Source organism: Bifidobacterium gallicum DSM 20093 = LMG 11596 (genome assembly GCF_000741205.1).
GTDB classification, from domain to species: domain Bacteria; phylum Actinomycetota; class Actinomycetes; order Actinomycetales; family Bifidobacteriaceae; genus Bifidobacterium; species Bifidobacterium gallicum.
The window spans coordinates 112,579-134,071 of record NZ_JGYW01000003.1 but is presented as its reverse complement, the minus strand read 5'-3'; the positions used below and the strand labels follow the sequence as shown (position 1 = coordinate 134,071).

Annotated in this window: 17 protein-coding genes, 1 tRNA gene and 1 pseudogene; 11 read left to right on the top strand and 8 right to left on the bottom strand. The window is 59.0% G+C overall.

Annotated features, from left to right (window positions below; genetic code table 11):
* Positions 1-238 precede the first annotated feature (238 nt).
* The 4 genes and pseudogenes from BGLCM_RS02650 to BGLCM_RS02635 all read left to right on the top strand — a co-directional run.
* Complete coding sequence (locus BGLCM_RS02650; protein ID WP_081927601.1) at positions 239-1,477, top strand: RNA-guided endonuclease InsQ/TnpB family protein; 1,239 nt, start codon at positions 239-241, stop codon at positions 1,475-1,477.
* A gap of 719 nt (positions 1,478-2,196) precedes the next feature.
* The gene (locus tag BGLCM_RS02645; protein ID WP_006295385.1) at positions 2,197-2,472 is read left to right on the top strand and encodes a hypothetical protein; all 276 of its coding nucleotides are present in this window, start codon (positions 2,197-2,199) and stop codon (positions 2,470-2,472) included.
* 131 nt (positions 2,473-2,603) lie between these two features.
* Complete coding sequence (locus BGLCM_RS02640; RefSeq protein ID WP_006295386.1) at positions 2,604-3,290, top strand: HAD family hydrolase; 687 nt, start codon at positions 2,604-2,606, stop codon at positions 3,288-3,290.
* Positions 3,291-3,417: 127 nt separating this feature from the next.
* Positions 3,418-3,717 (top strand): annotated as a pseudogene (locus BGLCM_RS02635) (SDR family oxidoreductase); the annotation flags it as partial.
* Between the two features lie 176 nt (positions 3,718-3,893).
* Here BGLCM_RS02635 and BGLCM_RS02630 read toward each other — a convergent pair.
* From BGLCM_RS02630 to BGLCM_RS02605, 6 genes are all read right to left on the bottom strand, one after another.
* Entirely contained in the window at positions 3,894-4,571 is a 678-nt protein-coding gene (locus BGLCM_RS02630) for a PspA/IM30 family protein (protein WP_006295388.1), read from the bottom strand.
* A gap of 98 nt (positions 4,572-4,669) precedes the next feature.
* Positions 4,670-5,908, bottom strand: coding sequence for a hypothetical protein (locus tag BGLCM_RS07965; RefSeq protein WP_052295122.1), 1,239 nt, complete (start codon positions 5,906-5,908; stop codon positions 4,670-4,672).
* A 346-nt stretch (positions 5,909-6,254) separates the two neighbouring features.
* A tRNA-Ala gene (locus tag BGLCM_RS02620) sits at positions 6,255-6,327 on the bottom strand.
* Between the two features lie 115 nt (positions 6,328-6,442).
* Positions 6,443-7,234 (bottom strand): DedA family protein, encoded by a 792-nt coding sequence (locus BGLCM_RS02615; RefSeq protein WP_006295391.1) that lies wholly within the window; start codon positions 7,232-7,234, stop codon positions 6,443-6,445.
* A 254-nt stretch (positions 7,235-7,488) separates the two neighbouring features.
* Positions 7,489-7,635, bottom strand: coding sequence for a hypothetical protein (locus BGLCM_RS08425; RefSeq protein WP_162013712.1), 147 nt, complete (start codon positions 7,633-7,635; stop codon positions 7,489-7,491).
* A 147-nt stretch (positions 7,636-7,782) separates the two neighbouring features.
* Positions 7,783-9,453 (bottom strand): dolichyl-phosphate-mannose--protein mannosyltransferase, encoded by a 1,671-nt coding sequence (locus BGLCM_RS02605; RefSeq protein WP_006295393.1) that lies wholly within the window; start codon positions 9,451-9,453, stop codon positions 7,783-7,785.
* 65 nt (positions 9,454-9,518) lie between these two features.
* On the opposite strand from BGLCM_RS02605, the gene rsmI reads away from it, so the two are divergent.
* Positions 9,519-10,571 carry a 16S rRNA (cytidine(1402)-2'-O)-methyltransferase gene (gene rsmI / locus BGLCM_RS02600; RefSeq protein WP_006295394.1) on the top strand — a complete coding sequence of 351 codons (1,053 nt, stop codon included), beginning with the start codon at positions 9,519-9,521 and terminating at the stop codon, positions 10,569-10,571.
* Positions 10,572-10,677: 106 nt separating this feature from the next.
* On the opposite strand, the gene BGLCM_RS08545 is transcribed toward rsmI, so the two are convergent.
* Both BGLCM_RS08545 and BGLCM_RS02590 read right to left on the bottom strand, forming a co-directional pair.
* Positions 10,678-11,097, bottom strand: a complete 420-nt coding sequence (locus BGLCM_RS08545) for a variant leucine-rich repeat-containing protein (protein ID WP_044084627.1) — start codon at positions 11,095-11,097, stop codon at positions 10,678-10,680.
* A complete protein-coding gene (locus tag BGLCM_RS02590) occupies positions 11,094-11,828 on the bottom strand; it encodes a hypothetical protein (protein ID WP_052295123.1) in 735 nt (244 codons plus the stop codon). The genes BGLCM_RS08545 and BGLCM_RS02590 overlap by 4 nt, the downstream gene beginning before the upstream one ends.
* 257 nt (positions 11,829-12,085) lie before the next feature.
* Here BGLCM_RS02590 and metG point away from each other — a divergent pair, with 257 nt between their 5' ends.
* From metG to BGLCM_RS02565, 6 genes are all read left to right on the top strand, one after another.
* Entirely contained in the window at positions 12,086-13,948 is a 1,863-nt protein-coding gene (gene metG, locus BGLCM_RS02585) for a methionine--tRNA ligase (protein WP_006295397.1), read from the top strand.
* A gap of 222 nt (positions 13,949-14,170) precedes the next feature.
* Positions 14,171-14,500, top strand: a complete 330-nt coding sequence (locus tag BGLCM_RS02580) for a hypothetical protein (RefSeq protein ID WP_006295399.1) — start codon at positions 14,171-14,173, stop codon at positions 14,498-14,500.
* 1,326 nt (positions 14,501-15,826) lie between these two features.
* Positions 15,827-18,625 carry a glycoside hydrolase family 36 protein gene (locus tag BGLCM_RS02575; RefSeq protein WP_238548615.1) on the top strand — a complete coding sequence of 933 codons (2,799 nt, stop codon included), beginning with the start codon at positions 15,827-15,829 and terminating at the stop codon, positions 18,623-18,625.
* 107 nt (positions 18,626-18,732) lie between these two features.
* Complete coding sequence (locus tag BGLCM_RS08420; protein WP_006295401.1) at positions 18,733-18,888, top strand: hypothetical protein; 156 nt, start codon at positions 18,733-18,735, stop codon at positions 18,886-18,888.
* Between the two features lie 119 nt (positions 18,889-19,007).
* The gene (locus BGLCM_RS02570) at positions 19,008-19,964 is read left to right on the top strand and encodes a TatD family hydrolase (RefSeq protein WP_006295402.1); all 957 of its coding nucleotides are present in this window, start codon (positions 19,008-19,010) and stop codon (positions 19,962-19,964) included.
* Positions 19,965-20,052: 88 nt separating this feature from the next.
* On the top strand, positions 20,053-21,264 hold the full coding sequence (locus BGLCM_RS02565) for an RNA-guided endonuclease InsQ/TnpB family protein (RefSeq protein WP_006295403.1): 1,212 nt from the start codon (positions 20,053-20,055) through the stop codon (positions 21,262-21,264).
* Positions 21,265-21,493: the final 229 nt, after the last annotated feature.

Sequence of the window (21,493 nt, the reverse complement as noted above, 5' to 3'; positions counted from 1 at the left end):
TGGCGTCCGCCTCGCATAGCAGGTCGCGCTCAATGGTGCTGTGGACGGGTGCCCACTGAAGCGCAACGCGCGTTGCTTGACGGGGAGCGTCGCATATCGTATGCGGCGCTCCCCGTTGTGGTTTGCGGTGGTTTGGTTGTGGTTTGGTCGTGATTTTGGCAGTTACCGGGTTGCGCCGTAAAGCCCCTGCCTTTAGGCATGGGGATGTAAGGCGCGCATGTCTTATAAAAACTGTGCCATGATTATAACCATGAGTTCCGATGGTGTGGCCCAGCGGGCCTACAGGTTCCGCTTTTATCCAACGCCCCAGCAGGAGGACCTGCTTCGGCGTACCATCGGATGCTGCCGTCTGGTGTACAACAAGGCTTTGGCTGCACGCACCGAAGCATGGACGACGCGACACGAGCGCATGGGCTTCGCGGAAACCAGCCGCCAGTTGACCCTATGGAAGAACACCGAGGAACTGTCGTTCCTCAACGACGTGTCCTCCGTTGCATTGCAACAGTCCGTAAGACATTTGCAGGCGGCGTTCTCCAACTTCTTCAACCAGCGTGGCGACTACCCGGAATTCAAGAAGAAGTCCCATGGCGGTTCCGCGTCGTTCATGCGCACCGCGTTCACATGGAACGGCCACGACCTCAAGCTCGCCAAGATGGGCGAACCCTTGAATATCAAGTGGAGCCGCACGCTGCCGCGCAGCGCCAAGCCGTCGAGTGTGACCGTCACATTGGACGCGGCCGGACGCTGGCATGTGAGCATCCTCGTCGAGGAACACGTCAAACCATTGCCCAAGGCCGGTACGCAGGTCGGCATCGACATGGGGTTGACGGACTTCGCCATCACCTCGAACGGGGAAAAGACAGCCAACCCCCGATTCCGCAAACAGGACGCGCAACGGTTGAGGAAAGCGCAACGCAATCTGGCGCGCAAACGGAAAGGAAGCAACAACCACCGCAGGGCCATGTTGAAGGTGGCCCGTATTCAGGCCCGCATCGCGGACCGGCGCAAGGATTTCCTGCACAAGCTCTCGACCCGAATCGTCCGTGAAAACCAAACGGTCGTCATCGAGGACTTGGCGGTGAAAAACATGAGCCGCAGGTGCAAGCCGAAACCGGACCCGGCCAATCCAGACCTTTACCTTCCCAACGGCCAGACGGCCAAACGCGCCCTCAACCGCGGTATCACGGACGCGGGCTGGCGCATGTTGCGCACCATGCTCGCATACAAGTGCGAATGGTACGGGCGTCAGCTTGTGGTCATCGACCGCTGGTACCCGAGCAGCCAAATCTGTTCGACCTGCGGGAAGAACACCGGCCGCAAACCGTTGAACGTCAGGGCATGGACGTGCCCCGCGTGCCACACGACCCATGACAGGGACGTGAACGCAGCCAAAAACATCCTCGCCGCAGGGCTTGCGGTGAACGTCTGCGGAGACCAACGCAAACACCGCGATGCATTGTCGCAGTGCGAAGCGTAGTCGGTGAAACAGAAAACCCTTTCCGCGAGGAAAGGAATCCCACGGCTTCAGCCGTGGGGAGGACGTCAAGCCGTGAAGAATGTTGCCGGGAACCCGGCTGAGTGACGGATCCGGCGCCAAGCCCAGGCGCAACGCTAGGCCAGCGCTAGGCACATCACACCTGATGCGGCAGAGTGTCGTTTGACCAGCTATCCGGTGACGGTTGTTTGGCAGTGAATGCAGTGAGTGGGGTGGTGGATTGGGCGATGTGACTGGGTGCCGGATCGTTCTTGACACAACCGCTCGCATATGTGTTCATCGAGTCCTCGCATGTCAGCATGGGTTGCCGCCCGCAACGTAAGGGGGCATTGCCATTCCAACGTTGTTGGCGGGGGTGTTGGTTTCGGGTTGTCTGGATACCCCCGTGGTATTGCTTGCGCTGTGCATGTTATGCCCATATGTTGAGATGCCGAACATTGCGCTGAGGTCAAACATCAGTGTTTTGAACGGTTTTTCAGTGTAGGTTATTGGTCAGATGCGCTTGAAACATGCGATGTTACAATGATAATGTGTGCAGTTTTAGCGCGTAGTATAAACCAGTCATATTCTGAATGCAAGTCTAATCGACATCTTTTGCCGTAGGAACAACACCCCCGAACGTTTTACGATAGATGCCATCACCAAGGGTTGAGAGAACCCCGTCTTTAGCAATTACTTTTTTTCAGGTCAAGAGGTTTGTTATGGCAGGCGGAGCATTTAATGCGAAAACACGCAAGTATCTGTGGTCGTTGAAGGCCGTTGATTCGGTCACCCAGACACGCATCTCCTATTCGGCGGCATTCCGCGACGATTGCATGCGTCGCTACAATGCCGGTGAGTCCCCCGCGGAAATCTTCCGTGAGGCAGGCTTGGATCCCAAGATCATCGGTTACAAGCGCGTGGAGCGTTGCATTTCGCGCTGGAAGCAAGCCGCAGTGCAGCAGGCCGAGATGGAAGACCTCGTGCTCGAAAGCTGATCTGTATCTGGCCATTGTTATGCAGCCACGGTTCCGTACGGACCGTGGCTGCGCTGCGTTGTAGGGTGGTTCTGACTTTTTTGTATTTCTGCCATGCTTCATGGCATCGGCAAGCTGGAGGTGTGACGCGCATGGAATTGCTCAAAGCCGTGTTTTGGGATATGGATGGCACGCTCATCGATTCCGAACCGTATTGGCATGAAGGCGAGATGCGCATCGCCCAACAGTATGGCGGCTATTGGGATGAAGCGTTGGCCTGGCAAGGATCTGGCACACCAGTACCCGAGGTGGCGGCACGCATGGTCGAACACGGATGCCCGCTGAGCATAAATGAAATAAGTCATCTGATGATCACGCACGTGATTGAAGCTGAACGTGAGCGGATTCCTTGGTTTCCCGGAGTTGAGCGCCTGCTGGAACTGTTGCGTGACGCGGGCGTGCCGAACGTGCTCGTGACGACCTCGCCGCGGCAGATGGCCGAAAACCTGATTGCGCAAGCACCTGCCGGAGCGTTTGCGGGATACGTGTGCGGCGATGACGACGTGGCCAAGAAACCCGATCCGGCCCCGTACCTGCTGGCGGCGTCCAAACTCGGCATCGCGCGTGAGCACATGGCGTTGTGCGTGGCCATGGAAGACTCGATCAGCGGGCTGACGTCGGCCGCAGCCAGCGGGGCAACAACGGTTGCGCAAACGGGATATATCCAGGCCGACAACAGCGACGGTCCGCAGTTCGCCTCAATCAACGGCTATGCGAACGTGACGCCGGAACTGCTTGAATCCTTCGTGCGTGAACGCTTGTCGGCAATGCAAGCGTAAGGGGTTGCGCGTAACGAACACGCGTAACGAGCAACCGTGACGGTCATGGACAACTATGCCTGCAGATTGTGTGCGCCGTAGGCCGTGTGGCGTAGCGCTCGCAACAGCGCGTATGCTGGAGGGCAACGCCGTGCGTGGCCTTACGCAGGCGGCCGCCCAAGAGCTTGCCCCGCATCACATCACGGTCAACGGCTATGCGCCAGGCATCGTGGACACGCCGATGTGGACGTACATTGACGAGCAAATGCACAACCTCAACGGCAAGCCGATTGGCCAAAACTTCAAAGACATGGTAAGCACGATCGCGCTCGGCCGTTGCGAAGTGCCGGCCGATGTGGCTGGTGTCGTCTCGTTCCTCGCGAGCGACAACGCCGATTACGTCACCGGTCAGACCGTCATTGTGGACGGCGGCATGCAATACCGCTGATCGAGCGTAACGCTACGTAGCCCGGCAAGACGCCGGACACAGCTAAGAGCAGATATAAGAAAGGCATAATAAAAGGGCGGCCACGCATGTGTATTACATGCGGGGCCGCCCCTTGCTTTGGTCTGCAGCGAGCTTCGGTTAGCTTGAGCAAGCTTCAGCAAGCTGCAGAGCCGGGTTTACATGCCCATGGAGGCTTTCAGCTGGGCGAGTTCGTCGTCAACGGACGGCGAGTTGGCGCCAGACAGATACTTGTCTGCCAGATCGGACTGCGGGTCGTTCTGGCCGTTGAGTTCCGACGCGGCCTGAGCCTGGTCGAGCATCTTGTCGGCCTTGTCTTCCATGCGGTCGAAGGCCTCCATCGACGAGCGCGCACGGTCGCCGCCGCTCGTGATGTCGTTCATGTGCTGCTGCGCCTTGGCTGCCGCCACCTTCGCCTTGATTGTGCTGCGGCGCGTTTCGAGCGAGTTGATATCGCTGACGAGCTTGTCGTGCATCTCGCGCATCTTCTTGGCGTTGGCTTCGCTCATGTCGTAGACTTTGGCCAGCGATTCGCGTGATTCCTGCAGCGCCACTTTCTTGGCAAGCAGCGCGCGTGCGTCACCTTCATTGCCGGCCTGCAGCGCGGCGCGTGCAGCCTTGTCGTAGCGTGCGATTTCCTGGTCGCAGGCATCCAGATCACGCTTGGCACGCGTTGCGTCGGCCATGACGCCCGCGGTTTCCTTCTTGACCTCGGCAAGATCCTTGCGCAGGTCAAGCAGCATCTGGTCGACGAGCTTGGCCGGATCTTCGGCCTTGTCGAGCAGCGCGTTGATGTTGCTGCGCATGATGTCCGAGAAACGCTGGAGGATTCCCATGGTTGCCTTCTTTCTGTTGGTGCCGCTCCGATTTCTTTACTCGGGTTGGCAAGTCTTGTTTATTGCTTGATTGGTACGTTCATGTTGGCAAGTCAACCCTATTGCTGGCCTGCGGAACCCGTGCCGTCAGTTCCTGGCGGCTGGGTTGCGGGCTGCGATTCGGACGATGTTTCGTATTTCGCGAGCATCGGGTCGGCCTCGTTTTGCAGCGGCGTGTTGAGAATGCGCTCGGTTTCTTCCGCTTCTTCTTTAGCTCTGCGGTTTTTCTCCTTGACAAGCTTGACGACCAGTATGACCACACTCACTACAACGATGACCACAATCAGTCCGATGATCACGGCCTTGATGATGTCGGCTTTGGTCGTCGTCTTCGTCATGATGCGGTTTGCCGTGTTGTTGTACGTGGTTGACAGCACGTCACCCATGTCCATGTCCGAATACCAGTAGCTATCCAGATATGCCCAGAAAATGTCGCGCGCTTCGGCATCCATAACGGCTCCGGCTTGCTTGCCGTTGATCAGGGCCATGTAACCGACGTCATTTTCCTCGTCCTGTTCGGCGAAGTACACATACAACACCGAACCTTCGTTCGTGATGTGATCGGTGTAGTACTGCTGCGCGTAGTCATATTTCTCGTCATCCGTTTTCAGTGACGAGTCGTACGACTTGAGCAGCACCATCGGCTGAAGGCCTGTCTTGGAATAGAAGTCCTTCATGTTCTTGCACGTGGCCGTCGGATTCGACACCCAACCAATCTGGTCGGTGATGCAATCCGTCGTAAACGAAATGCCTGCATCCGCCTTTTCACGGTCAGTCGTGCTGGCCGGAATGTCACCGCTCGTGTTCGCGCTCGACACCTGGTTGCTGTAATACCCCGACGATGACGAATGGCTCGATGAGCCACCACACGACGAAATGATGATCAGCAGCAACACCAACAGCACGAACATCGCCAGCAAGCCACCGAAGAGGTTGCCGCAACCACTGCCGCCTGATGCTGGTCTGCCGGGACCGGGCCCGTAGCCTGGTGGTGGCGGATTGTATTGCGAGCGACGGTTGCGCTCCACAGGAATAGGAACAATAACAGGGACGCTGTGACGCCGCGGTAGACCACCGAACGGTGAGCGCGGGGGCATGCCGCCGCCCATCGGCGAGCGTGGGGGCATGCCGGCGCCAAAGCCGCCGGATGATCCGCGCGATGCGCCGCCGCCGAATCCGCCTTGACCCGGGCGATGACCGCCGGAACCCCCGATGCGATGGCCTCCTCCTGAACGCGAGCCGCCGCTGTGGCCGCCGCCTGAATGGCCGCCGCCTCCTCCTTGACCTGGCCTACCCATATCCCCTCCTTTCTGAAAACGTCTGAGCGCCATTCTACTGGATTGCACCCGGATGGGAGCAGCCGCCAAGCGTGACGGGTGTCATGGGGTGGGCTGCGGTGCGCGCGGCCGACAAGTTCGCCGGCAGAGAGAAGCGCGCTGAACCTGCTCAAACGATTGCGATTCATAAGACTTACGGAACCGTTGCCGCACATGCCGGAACGCCCTGAGTAGGGGGTATGAAATCGCGCTGGGCTGTCCGGGAGCTGAGACGGCGCTAAGACAGGGTGAGACGGAGACGGCGTGCGAGAAGGAGGGGAAGAAAAAGAAATGGGCCGCTGCGGTGGAATGAATGCAACGGCCCAAGTGGAGCTGATGGTAATCGAAACCACGACCTCTTCGATGCGAACGAAGCGCTCTACCAACTGAGCTACAGCCCCTTGGACTGTTGTCACGCTGCGCGCGACAACGCACATCACTCTAGCGTTGGGTATGGCCAAATGCAACACGAGGTGCGAAAGCGCCGTGTCGCAACGGTTTTGGGAACGATCGGAATCAGCGCGATGACTGATTCGCCGAGGAGTCCAGCTGTTCAGCGCTATGCATGAGGTCCACGGATTCATCAAGCTGGTTTTCGAGAGCTTCGGTAATCGAGTTGCTCGAAATGTCATCAGTTTGCGCAGCCGGCTTCTTACGGCCGAACTTGGCTTTGAACAGGCCGACGATGGTCGGAATCAGAGAAATAACAAGAATGGCTACAATGACGAGCTCGAAATGTTCCTGCACGGCCGGAATGCCGCCGAAGAAGTAGCCGAGCAGCGTGAACAGCGTGGACCACACAAGGCCACCCAGCACGGAGAACGGCGTGAACCGGGCCCAGCGCATGCCGGAAATGCCGGACATGAACGGCATGAACGTGCGAATGAACGGGAAGAAGCGGCCCAGGAACACGGCCAGCGGACCCCATTTTTCAATCATGCCTTCGGTTTTGGCGAGCCGTTCGGGAGTCAACGCCTTGACTTTGCCGGACTCGACAATGCGGCGGCCGAAGAAATGACCAATAAAATAGTTGCACTGGTCACCAATGATCGGGGCGAGCCAGACCACGGGTAGCAGCAACATGATCGGCAGCGCCGATTTGCCGGTCACGGCGTCTGGGGCCGCGAAGAAACCAGCCGCAAACAGCAGCGAGTCGCCGGGCAGGAACGGGAAGAACACAACACCCGTCTCAATGAACACAATCAGAAAAATGAAGCCCAGCGTGGGCCCCACTCCCATGGTGATCCAGCCGGCGATAGCGCTGCGCGGATCTTTGAGCAGGTTGGCAATGAAATGGATGAATCCCATGATGTCCCTCTACATAATCTTGTTCTGGCCCAAGAAACTGGCCATGCAATCAGACCGGCTTGACGAATGCTTGACGAATGGTCGCGGCCCTCATGCTTCCTCCTGCACACTACCAGCTGCGGGCGAATGCGGCCATAGGTCGCCGTGCGCTGCACACAGGTTGCCGCACGCTGTTCCATGCGTGTGCTGAGCGCGGGAGCCGTTGATCGGCCAGGTCGGTTCCATACGCGCCGCGTATGGCGGTGGCGCGCGAGCTACTCCCTTGCATGCATGTGGTAGGCGATATGTTCGCTATGTTCCCGCAGGTAATCGCGCAAATACGGAATCTTGAAGTCGACAAATCCCCATTCTGTAGGGGTGATGACGCCATTCTTGATGAGCTTGTCGCGATACACGCTCACTTGCTGTGGAGTATTGCCCATGCGAGCCGCGACATCGGCAGTTGAGGAAGGTCAGCGTGCGGTCTTGACTTCCCGATTCGGCTTCCCGGCCCAGCTTTCCAATCCGGCTTCTCGATCCAGCGTCACAATCCAGCTTCAGAACCAGCTTCAGATCCACGAGTTCAGCCACATGTGCGCTCGCCAGAATTCATATGGCACGGGCATGGCCGTCCAGATCGGGTAGAAGAACGCGGAAACCAGCGTTGCCACAATGACGACGGCCCACCAGGCCACGAGCCAGGTGCTGCGTGAGCAGCACAACCGCAGCTCATTGGCCACATACGCAATCGCGAGCACAATCCATGGCAGCAGCACGATTGAATAGAACGTGAACGTCGTGCGGTTCAAATATTGCACCCACGGCAGCCAACCGCCCAGGAAACCGGCCAACACGGCCCAAATGCGCCAATCACCATGTTTGACAATCGCGATGCCGATCGCCAACACGGTGCACAACGACCCCACCCACCAGATCAGCGGATTGCCCAGCGACGTGATGGCCTCCACGCACTGCGAATTGGGCGCCAGAGCGCACAGGCCCGGATGCCCGCTCGGTTTTTCCCAATAAAAACTCGTCGGCCGGATCTGCAACGGCCACGTCAGCGGGTTCGCTTTGTAATCATGCGGCGCATCCAGATGCGTGTGAAAATCCCACATTTGCTGATGGTAGGCCACAAACGAACGCAACGTGGGCGGCAGCCACTGCCATCCCTCACCTGGGTGGCTCAACGCCCAGTCGTGCATGTAGGAATCCGAGTGCGTGAACCACGTGATCCAGTCAAGCAGATATGTCAGCCCATACAGCGGCACCATATAGAGCGCCGATATAATGCCGTCGCGCAGCATGCCGAACCGGAACCACGGCCTGTATCCGACTTCACGCCGATTCCACGCGTCCCAGCACACACTGATCACACAGAACACGGCGAACAGATACGTGCCCGACCACTTCACGCCCGTCGCCAGACCCAGCAGCACAACAGCCCCGACGCGCGCCCACGAGAACGCCACGACCGGTCCGGCCGCGTTGAGCACCATGCGCGGCTGCACGCCCGCTTTGCGTTGTTTGCGGCTCTGCCAGGCCGGCATCCAACTTGCGTCCGGATCGGCCGCGTCCAGTGCGTAGGCCTGTTCGAGTTTCGCCCGCGCATGGTCCCGGTGAATCACGAGCAACAGGAACGCTGCGAGCGCAAGCACCATGATGAAATTGTCAAGCAGGCCCGTGCGCGCCATCACAATGCCCACGCCGTCCACGGCCATCAGCAGTCCCGCCAGCACAGCCACGCTCGTGTTATGAAACAGCCGCAACGTCAGCCGCGTCAACAAGATGACTCCAATTATTCCCGCTATCGCCACAGATGCCCGCCATGCCGCCGGATTCGCCGCGCCTCCAAACAGCTTCAACCCCCAGGCGATAAACCATTTGCCCATGGGTGGATGCACCACATATTCAGCCGATTGTAGCCAATGATCCGTGTCGCCTGAAGCGAACAGCTCATTGATCGGCACCAGCTTGTTGCCAACAGCAAGCTTGCTCGGCCAGTCGCGTTCCACGCCCGTGTTGAGCATGGCCCACGCGTCCTTAACATAGTACGTTTCGTCAAACACCACAGCACGTGGCTGGTCGAGCCGGAACAGGCGCAACACCGCGGCCACAAGGCCCACAAGCAGCGTCAACAGCCAGTTCCATGCGGCGTCGGACAGCCCCCAATGGCGTGGAAGTTTCGTCGGGCGATGCGAAGCCGCGGTGTGACGCGCGTGGGCTGCAGTAATCATCATGTCCTTTCTGTCCAAACCCGAACCGGCGAGTGGACACTACGCTACTCTGGCGCACGCACGGCGAGATGATGCACGGCACGGTTGGTATGTTGGAACGTATGGATGAAGCGCAAGTTGAGCAGGCAGACGAATTCCTGAAGCATCACAATGCGGCACCGCTCGTGCCCAAAGGCACCGTTGTACTGGCGGCGACGCCGATCGGCAACACGGCGGACGCGTCGGCCAGGCTCGTGACGCTGCTGGAACAGGCCGACATTGTGGCCGCGGAAGACACGCGACGGCTCTACGCGCTGGCCAACCGGCTTGGCGTGCACGTGGGCGGGCGCGTGGTGGCCAATCATGACCACAATGAGCGCGGCAAAGCCGACATGCTGCTCGACGAAGTGGCGGCCGGAGCCACCGTGGTCGTCGTGTCGGACGCGGGCATGCCAACGATCAATGATCCAGGACTTGCGATCGTGCGGCGCGCGATTGAACGCAACCTGCCCGTAACCTGTGCTCCGGGACCGTCGGCCGTGCTCGACGCGCTCGCGTTGTCGGGGTTGCCAACCGACCGGTTCTGTTATGAAGGGTTCCTGCCGCGCAAACATGCGGAACGCATGCAGCATTTGCGCGCGCTACGTGCCGAGCGGCGCACGATCGTGTTCTATGAGACGTTGCACCGCATCGCCGATTCGATGGATGATCTGCTGGCCGTGTTTGGGCCTGACCGCCCGATGGCGTTGTGCCGTGAACTGACGAAATCCTATGAGCAGATCCGCCGTGGCAGCATTGCGCAGATTCGCCAGAGCGTGATCGATGAGCCTCCGCATGGCGAAATGGTGCTTGTGATTGGCGGTGCCAGTGAACAGGAGGCCGCGCGTGCGCTGGGCATCGCAGTTGATCGGCAAACCGGTGATGGCGCTGGTGATGGTGATAGCGCGGGTGCGGCAGGGCTGGGGCTGCCCGTGGTGCTCAGTGTGCAGCAGTTGGCAGAGCTGGCCCAACAGCGCGCGCAGCAGGATGATGTGCGCATCAAGGATGCGATTGCGGCCGTCGTGGCCGAGCATCCGATGCCTGATGGGTCGTTGGCGAATCGCAAACAGGTGTATGCGGCCGTGCTTGCGATGAAGCATTGAACGAACCGGCTGCAGCGGATGAGGCACGCGCAGGTGTCGTGATAGCGCTGTGCTGTGCTGAGCCATGCTGTGCTGTGCTGAACCGTGCTGCGCTGAAGCGTGGTGGCTAACGGTTGTCCGGGGATTTGCGGCGGCGCGTGCGCTTGCGCCAGGCGACGTCGTAATCCATCGAATCGAACAGCACGTCGAATGCGTCCTTGACACCGGGACCTCCGGCTTGAGCAACGAATTCAAGCAGTTCGGCGTCGGCACTGGGATTGGCAACAAGCCAACGGCGCAGTTCGGGCGCTGTGCGGGCGATATGCCAGAGCAGTTCCGCATCAGTGTCGGCATCCATGGCCACAAGCGGCGTCAACGTGATTGGCGCGGGCGGCGGAGCCAATGGATGGCGGCCCTGCTGGGTCGAGCTGCGTGATAGCGCCGGTTGCTCGGCATGCAACCGTTGAGCGGCATGCTGGCGTCGCAGCCGATGTGTGGCCGCTGGCCCGTGTTCGCGTCGGGAAGCGCGAGTGGTATGATGCTTCATGGCAGTAACGGTTCGGGTTCTTCGTCGGCTTCAAGCAGGTATTCGGGAACGGGAAGCCCAAAGAATTGGTAGGCTTGCCGCGCCTGTTTGGCTTGTGGCGGGAAGCGGCGCTCGGCAAGCAATGCCGCGCATTCGTCAACGGTGACGCCATAGTCGCCCATCAACTTGTGCACAATGGCATCCCATCCGTCCTCAAACAGCATGTGCGCGGGCAACAGCGCCAAATCGCAAGCCGTTCTCGGCGGCGACGTGAGCTGCAATTCGCCGATGCGTTGAATATGGCCCGGTTCGATATGGCGTGCATAGGTGCGCACAGGGCGGTTCATCATGAATTTGCGAAAATGCGAGGTGGACACCACATCGAATGATGTGGGGAACACCCCTCCGCACCAGACCCATGCGGCCGTCGTCATACAGGCGATGGCTGTTTGCGGCATGACATCGCTGAGAATGTTGGCCCTGCCATACAACGAATCGGAAAAAGCGGTCAGATACGCGTAATGCTCATTGACGGCATGCAGCACACCCGAGTCGAGCAGCATGTCTTTGCTGAGTCTGCCCGGAAGGTCCCTGCCTTGCAGCATGGAGGTGCCGCGCTTCGGGCGCCGGTGCGTGGGCGGCTTGCGCGTGCGAGGCGGACGGGTCATGGACTGGTTCGTGCCTGGGCCGCTCGTGTGACGTCCGGCCACAGTATGACGTCGTTGTGCATGTTGCGTGAATTGCGTGGTCATGTGGTCCCAGTCTAGAAGCCGCGTGTCAACGTGGCATGGATCATGTGTGACATCGTGGATATGTGCAGAGGTGCACGATGCTAGGTCAATCAGTGAACTATATGCCTGCAGACGCACTGCTGTGCGCATTGTGGTGGACGAGATGGCATTCAGGGATGACGGGCTGTGAACCGGCCTATGCGCGCCTTTATGTGGTGGGCGTGTGGGGTGCTTGCTAACCGTTGTACTGTCGCGGCTGCGCCTGATAATCAGAGCTTATGAGTCATATTATGGTGAATGTTGCTTGGCCGTATGCCAACGGCCCCCGTCATATCGGCCATGTGGCGGGTTTTGGCGTCCCCTCGGATGTCTATGCGCGGTATGAACGAATGAAGGGCAATGACGTGCTCATGGTGTCGGGCACGGATGAGCATGGCACGCCAATCCTCGTCGAAGCGGACAAGGAAGGTGTGACGGCCCAGGAACTCGCCGACCGCTACAATCGCGTGATCGTCAATGATCTGTGCAATCTGGGTTTGAGCTACGATCTATTCACGCGTACCACCACAAAGAATCACGAGCACGTGGTGCAAGAATTGTTCCGTCAGTGCCTGAAAAATGGATATATATATAAGGACACGCAGAAAGTGGCCATCTCGCCGTCAACGGGGCGCACGCTGCCGGACCGTTATATTGAAGGCGAGTGTCCGATCTGTCATACACAGGGTGCGCGCGGCGACCAGTGCGATGCGTGCGGCAATGAACTCGACCCTGACGAACTGATCAACCCAGTGTCAAAAATCAACGGGGAAACGCCGATTTTCCAAGATTCCGAACACTACTTCCTCGACCTGCCAGCGCTCAAAGAAGCCAACGAACAGTGGCTCGAAGGGCGAACCGGATGGCGTACGGGCGTGATCAACTTCTCACGCGGCCTGATGAAGGACGTCAAGCCGCGCGCAATCACTCGCGATATTGACTGGGGCATCCCGATCCCCGTGCCGGGCTGGATTGACAACCCAAACAAGCGGTTGTACGTGTGGTTCGATGCCGTGATCGGCTATCTTTCCGCGTCAATCGAGTGGGCGCGCCGCAAGGGAGACCCCGAACTGTGGCGCGAATGGTGGAACGATCCGAGCACGCCGGGATACTACTTCCTCGGCAAAGACAACATCACGTTCCATTCGCAGATCTGGCCCTCGGAAATCCTCGCGTATAACGGCGAAGGTGACAAAGGCGGCGAACCTGGCGAACTCGGCAAGCTCAACATGCCAGAACAGGTTGTGGCCTCCGAATTCATGACGATGGAAGGACGCAAGTTCAGCTCGTCGCGCGGCATTGTGATTTATGTCAAAGACATTTTGGCCAAGTATCCGGTGGATGCCGTGCGTTACTACATTTCTGTCGCGGGCCCGGAGAACTCGGATTCGGACTTCACCTGGAGCGAGTTCGTGCGCCACAACAATGAAGAACTGGCGGCATCGTGGGGCAACCTCGTCAACCGTGTGGCCAACCTCATGCATAAGAACTTTGGTGAAGTGCCGGCTATGTTCGAGTCCGAGATGACTGAGCAGGACCAGGCGCTGCTTGACGAAGCTGCCGATGCGTTTGACACTGTCGGCGCGCTGCTGGACCAGCACCACCAGAAGAATGCGCTGAACGAAGCCATGCGTTTGGTCGGCGATATCAACAAGTACATTTCGGCCACGGAACCGTGGAAGATCAAGGACAATCCCAAGCGTTTGGGTACCGTGCTGCATGTGGCGGCCCAAGCCGTGTCTGATGCCAACCATCTGCTCGCGCCATTCCTGCCGCATTCGGCACAGCTGGTATGGGAAGCGCTCGGTGGCAAGGGCACGTTCTCGCCAATGCCGCGCATTGAGGAAGTCAGCGATCTTGATGATCCGAACTTCCAGTACCCGATCATCACAGGCGATTATGTGCTGGGTGACACTGTGCATCCATGGCGTCGCGAGCCGCTTGAGGTGGGAGCGCCAATCGCCAAGCCGAAGCCGATCTTCGAGAAGATTCCGCAGGAGGCTGTGCAGGAAGAGCTTGATAGCTTCACCGAGCAGCTTGAAGCGCGCAAGAAAGCCGAAGCCGACCGTCTGGCGGCTGAGAAAGCCAAGCTCAACCAATAAGTATTGGTGAGTACTAGCAAGTACCTGCAAGTACTCGTCAGTTCCAGTACAGAGTTGCCAGTATTGGCATGCAATCGCGTGTGGCAGGCATGGCGTACCGTATGCCTCCTGCCACGCGCGATTGCGTTATGCCGTGCTGTGCCATGTCACTGTCACTGCGCCAGTCCATGCCACTATGCCAGCCCGCTGCATCATCCACCTACTGCATACAAGGACCATGCCATGAAGAAGAAATGGATTGCCGACAATGATGGCCCACGTTCGTTTTGGCCGATCATTGCGGTCATTGTGAACATCGCGTTCATTCTGTTGGGACTGTCTGAACTCGTCGGCGATTCTTCGGCCGTATGGGCCAAACAGATGAATGTGGGTACATGGTTGCTCATCGCCGTACTGGGCTTCGGGTTTTCCGGTGTGGCCGTGGCTGCCACAGGCCCCAAGCGCAAGGAGTCGGGTCGCCTGATGGCCTGGATCGCCGTATTGCTGGCCGTCATCAGCACGGTAATCTATGGCGTCGCGCTGTACGTGATGAAGTCACGGTTCGGCCTGTAACCCGGGAACTGGGTCTGTGCGCAACATCGCTGCCGCAACCGCGATATTGCTGGGATCGGGCACTCGGCGGACGCTGCATATTATGCTGTATGCTAATTTCAAGGGTTTGTAGCGCGGATTTCGGGCGGTACGCCGTGTGGGGCCAAGCGGTGATGTGGAAGCTCAAATCGTTGATATTGCAACGTTTGTAAGATGCGGCAGTGGTGGTTGTGTGCCCGATTGTTCGGCATCCAGCAACATTGTGCAACTGTTTCAGTGATTTCTCAGAGGAGAGTATTGTTCTTCTCAGGGTCAAGAAGTTTCATAATAACTGTCAGTAATCACCAACTACTGGCGAGGCTCCTTCAAGGAACCCCATAACTGAACCCTTCTTCTCTCTTCTCTCTCTCAGCCGGCGGCTTCTCACCGCCGGCTTTCTCTTTGTCTGGCTCCAACTGCGCCAGCCCGGGATGCACGATTACGGTTTCATCCCTCAAACTGCGTCTTTCCTGACCAGCCTGGTAAGAACAACTACAGTTTCAGACCCCAAACTGCGTCTCTTCTGACCAGCCTGGTAAGGAGAACTACAGTTTCAGACCCCAAATTGCATCTTTCCTGACCAGCCTGGTCAGCGGGATTACAGTTCTATCCCTCAAACTGCGTCTGTTCTGACCGGCCTGGTAAGAATAACTACAGTTTCAGACCCCAAATTGCGTCTTTTCTGACCAGCTTGGTCAGCGGGATTACAGTTCTATCCCTCAAACTGCGTCTGTTCTGACCAGCTTGGTAAGGAAGGTTACGGTTTCGTTCGTCAAACTGCGTCTTTTCTGACCAGTCTGGTAAGCGGGTTTACGGTTTTGGGCTTTAGGCTGCCACTTTTTCTTGCCGACCTGTTTGCTGTCAACGGTTTGGGCCGCTAGTTTTGTGACGGTGGCGGCTCAAGGCCGTTGCGGCCACGCTGGGGCTGTACATAATCCTTCCGCATCCGCTGCGGGAGGCTTGTTTGTGGTTTTTGGGTATTTCTGTGTTCGCGAGTGTGCCCGTTGTAGCCGGGGCTGGCGGGGCGCGTAGCTAGGGCATTCTACGCATGGTTGGCCGTGGCGAAGTGTCGGCGGACACGACCCGTTTTGGGAAAAATCAAAAAAATCGACGAAACCTATGCCATGCTGGAACTTGGGGCAGCTTACGGGGGTATGGCTGGGGTGTGTTGAATCCAAGTAGGGCGTTCCCTCCTTGGACGGGGGAATGACCGCGCGTGCAAGCCTTCGTACAATGCCCGTAGAAGCGAGCGAAGCTCGGTATCAACCGGCTCAAGCGTTGTGCCGGAACGAGAAAGTGAGGCCTGCCATGAACCCGTCAGAGCAGTGTGCGACCTCCGCATCACGCGAGAATCGAGAAGACGTGTCGTCGAACTCCACTATTCAGGAACCTACGCGGGAACCTATTCAGGAACCGTTCGTGTCCACCATACCGGCGAACCCCACACACGTGCGCGGCATGCGTGACCGGCATACGTGCGCGGGTCCGATTGACAACCCGCCGGCACTGGGACTACTCGGCGAGGATTACGCGAGCGTGCCGGGCTCGGCGAGCTGGGACGGGCTGGCGGAAATCGACGCGATCATTGCGTCCGTGTGCAACGGATGCACGCGCATCGAGCCGGACGGCGACGGTCGGTTCACGTGGGGCAATGGCGTGACTTCGTTGACGTTCCAAGTTTCGGATGAATCCCCGGTCTCGCTCGTCGGGATTTCCGGCCGCGGCATGGCTGACGCGGCTGATCTGGTGGCGCCGGTACCGCAAGCTGACACGTCGCTCGACATGTTCCCGACGCACTCGGGTGAGAGCCTGAGAAATCCGGGAAATTCGGGGAACTCGGGAAACTCGGAAGATTCGGCAGCCGGCGCGCGGGATACTGCGGGCCAATCCGGCTCGGACACTGCGGACACCGCGGCCACCGCTGATCAGCCATTCACAGGCGAACCTGACCCGCAACCGATTGTTGTTATGCGTTCATCGCGTGATTCGGGCGCGGATAGCCGTCTCAAACTGGCGGTGTCGGCCGCAGGGCGACGCTTGCGATTCCGTGGTGCGTTCGCGCTGGCACCAGGCCAGTTGAACCGTGCGGGCAGCAAGGTTGTGGATGGTGATGCGGACCGGCAGCCGGCGACGCTCGTGATTGTGCAGCACGACGAACTTGGCGAAGTGCCTGTGGTGGCCTCGATATTCCAGATCGAGGAAGGCTTGAGCGCCGTGCGCACGTATACGTTGGCGCACTCGAAAAACAAGTATCCGCTCGAAGCGTTGTCGTCAATGAACATGACGCTGCCGTTGGCGGCGTGCGACGTGCAGCCTGAAGACATGACGATCTACTATGGCGACAGTTCATGGGATCTTGAAAACGACTGGCATTCCAGCCCATTGCGTTCGACCACGCTCAAGGACCGCAACTATCAGGCCAATCCGGGTATGGGATCGGCGAGGTTCTCGCGCAGCAGCTCGTCCACATGGTCGACAGGCGAGTTCTTACCGGCCGGCATCATTGAAGCCACGCGGCTCACGGACGGTTCGCACCCGTTCTCGTTCATGTGGCAGATTGAAACGAACGGCGCCTGGGAATGGGCGGTCGGTGAGGACGCGCCGGGCTTGCGTGTGAGCGCTTACGGGCCCGAATGCCACGAGCACTCATGGTTCACGATGCTTGACGACACGAACGTGTTCCGCTCGGTGCCTGTCAGTTTCGCGATTTGCGAGGGCGACTGGCGTGACGTGGTGGCGGAAATGACGATGCAGCGCCGTGCGTTGCGTCGCGCGCAGGCCGCGTACTGCGGTCGCGTCGACGAGCATGCGCACGAGCAGGGCGTCGTCGTCTACAACGATTATCAAGACACGCTCAACGGAGATCCGAGCGTCGACAAGGAACTGCCGTTGATCAGTGGCGCGGCCAAAGCCGGCGCCGATATTTTCTGCATCGACGCAGGCTGGTATGACAGTGAAGACTTGGGCTGGTGGAGCACGGTAGGCGAGTGGATGCCGTCAACGAACCGGTTCGGCGCGCTGCGTTTCGCTGGCGTCACGCATACGATCCAGGCCAACGGTATGCGCGTTGGGCTGTGGGTGGAGCCTGAAATTGTGGGTGTCAACTCGCCTGCCGCGCGCATGCTGCCCGATTCGGCGTTCATGTGCCGTCACGGCGAGCGCGTCGGCGACCGCGGCCGCTACCATCTTGATTTCCGTTCGCCGCTCGCGCGTGAGCACGCCACGTTGGCGATTGAACGGCTCGTCCACGAGTTCGACGTGCGCTACTTCAAGTTTGCGTACAACACGACGCCCGGCATGGGGCCCGACACGAACGCCGAGTCGATGGGCAGCGCGCTGCTCGACCACTGCCGCGCCGTGCTTGACTGGGTTGACAGCATCCGCGTGCGTCACCCCGACGTGATCATCGAAAACAGCAGTTCGGGTTCCATGCGTGCCGATTACGCGATACTCTCGCGTTTGGATATGCAATCTACTTCCGATCAATGCGACCCGGTCGTGTTCGCCAGCATTGCCGCCGCGTCGGGACTGACCGTGTTGCCCGAGCAGCAAGGTCACTGGGTGCGTCCCGATGCGGCCATGGACGATGAACAGGCCGTGTTCGTATTGGCCACAGGCATCCTGTCGCGCATGATATTGACGGGATTCCTCGACCAGCTCGACGAGCCGCGCATGAATTTGGTGCGTGAAGCCATCGGGCTGCATCGCGCCGTGTTGGACGAGCAACGCGCTATGGTGCCGTGGTATCCGTATGAATTGCCTGATTTCAACGGCGCATGGCTCGTGGCCGGACTCAAACATGATGAGCGCATCGCGCACGACACCGACCCGGAATTGGCTGCGCGCATTGCCGCAGGGGAAACCTGCGACTATCTGACCATTTGGCGGCGTCACGGCGTGGAATCCATGTATTTGGAACTGCCGGCTGACGCGCATCTTGAACAAGTGTTCCCCGACCCCGCACAACACCAGCATCATGCGCCGGGCGCGAAACCATGGACTGTGGAACGCGAAGACAGCACAACCGTGCGCATCACAGCGTCACGCAACGATGTGCCAAGCGCACGCGTGTTCAAGGTGGTGTACGACAGGCAACCAATACGTTGAGCCTTCGGTGGTGAGGTCGGCAAGGCGCACATTTACAGTGGGGCACGCATGATGGGCACATTGCACCTTAAAGGCCGTGCAAGGTGCCCGAGAACTGTGGACGGGACGTGCTGCTCGAGCAGGACGCGCTCGAACCGGGAGCCGTCCACGACATGACCGTGCAGGCGATGCGGTGGATGGGAACCGCTGTGTACGAGAACGCGGTCGATGTCGCATTGGACGCGCGCGAAGACGAAATGCTCACATTCAAGGCGCCTGTCTGACAACTATAGTGGAAAACACAACAGGCAGGGACACCCATGTACTGCACCATCAACGCAAAAAATATTGCAATCATCATCAAGGAAACGGGCTGAAACCATGGGCGAGCGAGGAGCTAACGATGAGCAAAAAACACAGGGACCGCAGTTGGGCGCCAGCGCCCGTGTCTTTGCCGGCTGATGCGCAGGTCATAGACAACCATACGCATGTGGCGTCCGTCGTGCCGTTCAGCGAAACCATGAACCATGAGGCGGTGAGCAAAGGCCAGCCGCAAGTGCCCGTATACAGCGTGCGTGAACTGTTGGACCAGGCTGCGGCCGTCGGCGTTGAAGGCGTCATCGACTGCGGTTGTGAACTGCCGCACCTGATGACGGCCGTCGACATGGCGATTGAACATCCCGATCGCGTGCACGCGGCCATCGCCATTCACCCCAACGAATCCGTATTGCACGGCCACCGTGGCGTACCGGGGCCCGACGGGCTGCCCGTACGCTACAAACCTTGGCATGATGTGCCATTTGACGAAGCAATGGCTGAAGTCGCACGCATTGCGCGCGCCCATCCACGCCAAGTCGTGGCCATCGGGGAGACGGGCATGGACCTGTTCCGTACGGGTGAATCCGCCAAAGAACTGCAACGTCAAGCATTCCGCGACCATATCGCGCTCGCCAAAGAACTCGGTCTCGCATTGCAAATCCACGACCGTGACGCACACAGGGAAGTCATCGACACGTTGCTGGCTGATGGCGCTCCTGAACGCACCGTGTTCCACAGCTATTCGGGCGACACCGACATGGCGCAAATTGCCAAGGAGCATGGCTGGTATTTGAGCATGAGCGGAGCCAGCAGTTACAAAGGCAACGAAAGCATCCGCGAATCGGCACGCATTGTGGGACTCGACCATGTGATGGTCGAGACGGACGCGCCGTATTTGACACCGATGCCGTATCGTGGCCGCACAAATGCGCCATACATGATTCCTTACACGCTGCAAGCGCTTGCCGACCATCTTGACATGCCGCTGGTCGATGTGGCGCGTGCGACGCGTGAAACGACGAAGCGTGTGTACGGCGTTTGATCTTTGTTTCTCGGCGCAGACTGCCGCCTCTGTAGGCGGCAGTTAGCCGAGTTCATGTTTGTTATTCTATGGTGGTGTAATAACAAACATGGAAACGAGTCGGACACAACGGGCCTACAGGTTCCGTTTCTATCCCACGCCGGGACAGGAGAACCTGCTACGGCGCACATTGGGGTGCGTCCGGCTTGTCTACAACAAGGCGTTAGCGTTGCGTAGCGAAACGTGGACCCGCGAACAACGCAACGTGTCCTACCGGGATACCAGCAAGGCGCTGACCGGGTGGAAGAAAAGCGAAGGGCTGGCGTTCCTCAACGACGTGTCCTGCGTACCATTGCAGCAGGCGCTACGTCATCTGCAAACCGCGTACTCGAGCTTTTTCAACCACACGGGGGACTTCCCCGCGTTCAAACGCAAGGCGCATGGCGGTTCGGCCACCTTCACCCGCTACGCTTTCACATGGGACGGCTGCAAGCGTCATCTCAAGCTGGCGAAAATGAAGGAACCGTTGCGTGTCATCTGGTCAAGGACGCTTCCCGTGAAAGCCGTTCCCTCCAGCGTCACCATATCCTTGGACGCGGCGGGACGCTGGCATGTGAGCATCCTCGTGGAGGAACACGTCAAGCCGATACCCAGGACCGACACACGAATCGGCGTCGACATGGGAGTGGATTTTCTCGCCGCGCTCTCGGACGGCGAGAAAATCCCCAACCCGCGTTTCCGCAAGCGCAACGCGAAACGGCTGGGGAAAGCGCAGCGCAATCTGGCCCGCAAGCAGAAGGGAAGTCGCAACTACGAGAAGGCCCGGCTGAAAGTCGCCCGCATTCAGGCGCAGGGCGCCGACCGGCGCAAGGACTTCCTGCACAAGCTGTCAACCCGCATCATCCGTGAAAACCAAACGGTGGTGCTGGAAGACCTGGCTGTGCGGAACATGTGCCGCAAAGCCGCCCCGAAGGAAGACCGTGCCCATCCGGGTCGGTATCTTCCCAACGGTCGGGCAGCGAAACGCGGACTCAACCGTAGTATCACGGACGCGGGCTGGCGCATGTTCCGTACCATGCTTGAATACAAGGCCGCATGGTATGGGCGCCAGCTCATCGTCATCGACCGCTGGTACCCATCCAGCCAAATCTGTTCCCACTGCGGTAAAAACAACGGCAAGAAGCCGTTGAACGTCAGGGCATGGACGTGCCCGTACTGCCACACAACCCATGACAGGGACGTGAACGCAGCCAAAAACATCCTCGCCGCAGGGCTTGCGGTGAACGTCTGCGGAGACGGACGCAAACACCACAACAACTAATCACGTTGTAGTGCGAAGCGTAGTCTGTGAAACAGAAAATCCTCGGCCGTGAGGCCAAGGAATCCCGCGCCTCTACAGGCGGGGGAGGATGTCAAGAATGGTTGTCTGCCGCACATTGCGCTCACGACAACCAGAGGCGGCCAACTGCTGCGAAGTATAGCGCATCACACGCAAGTTTGTGCCATTGTTTGGCGGTAGGGCGAGTTGCAACAGGGGCCGATTGGGCATA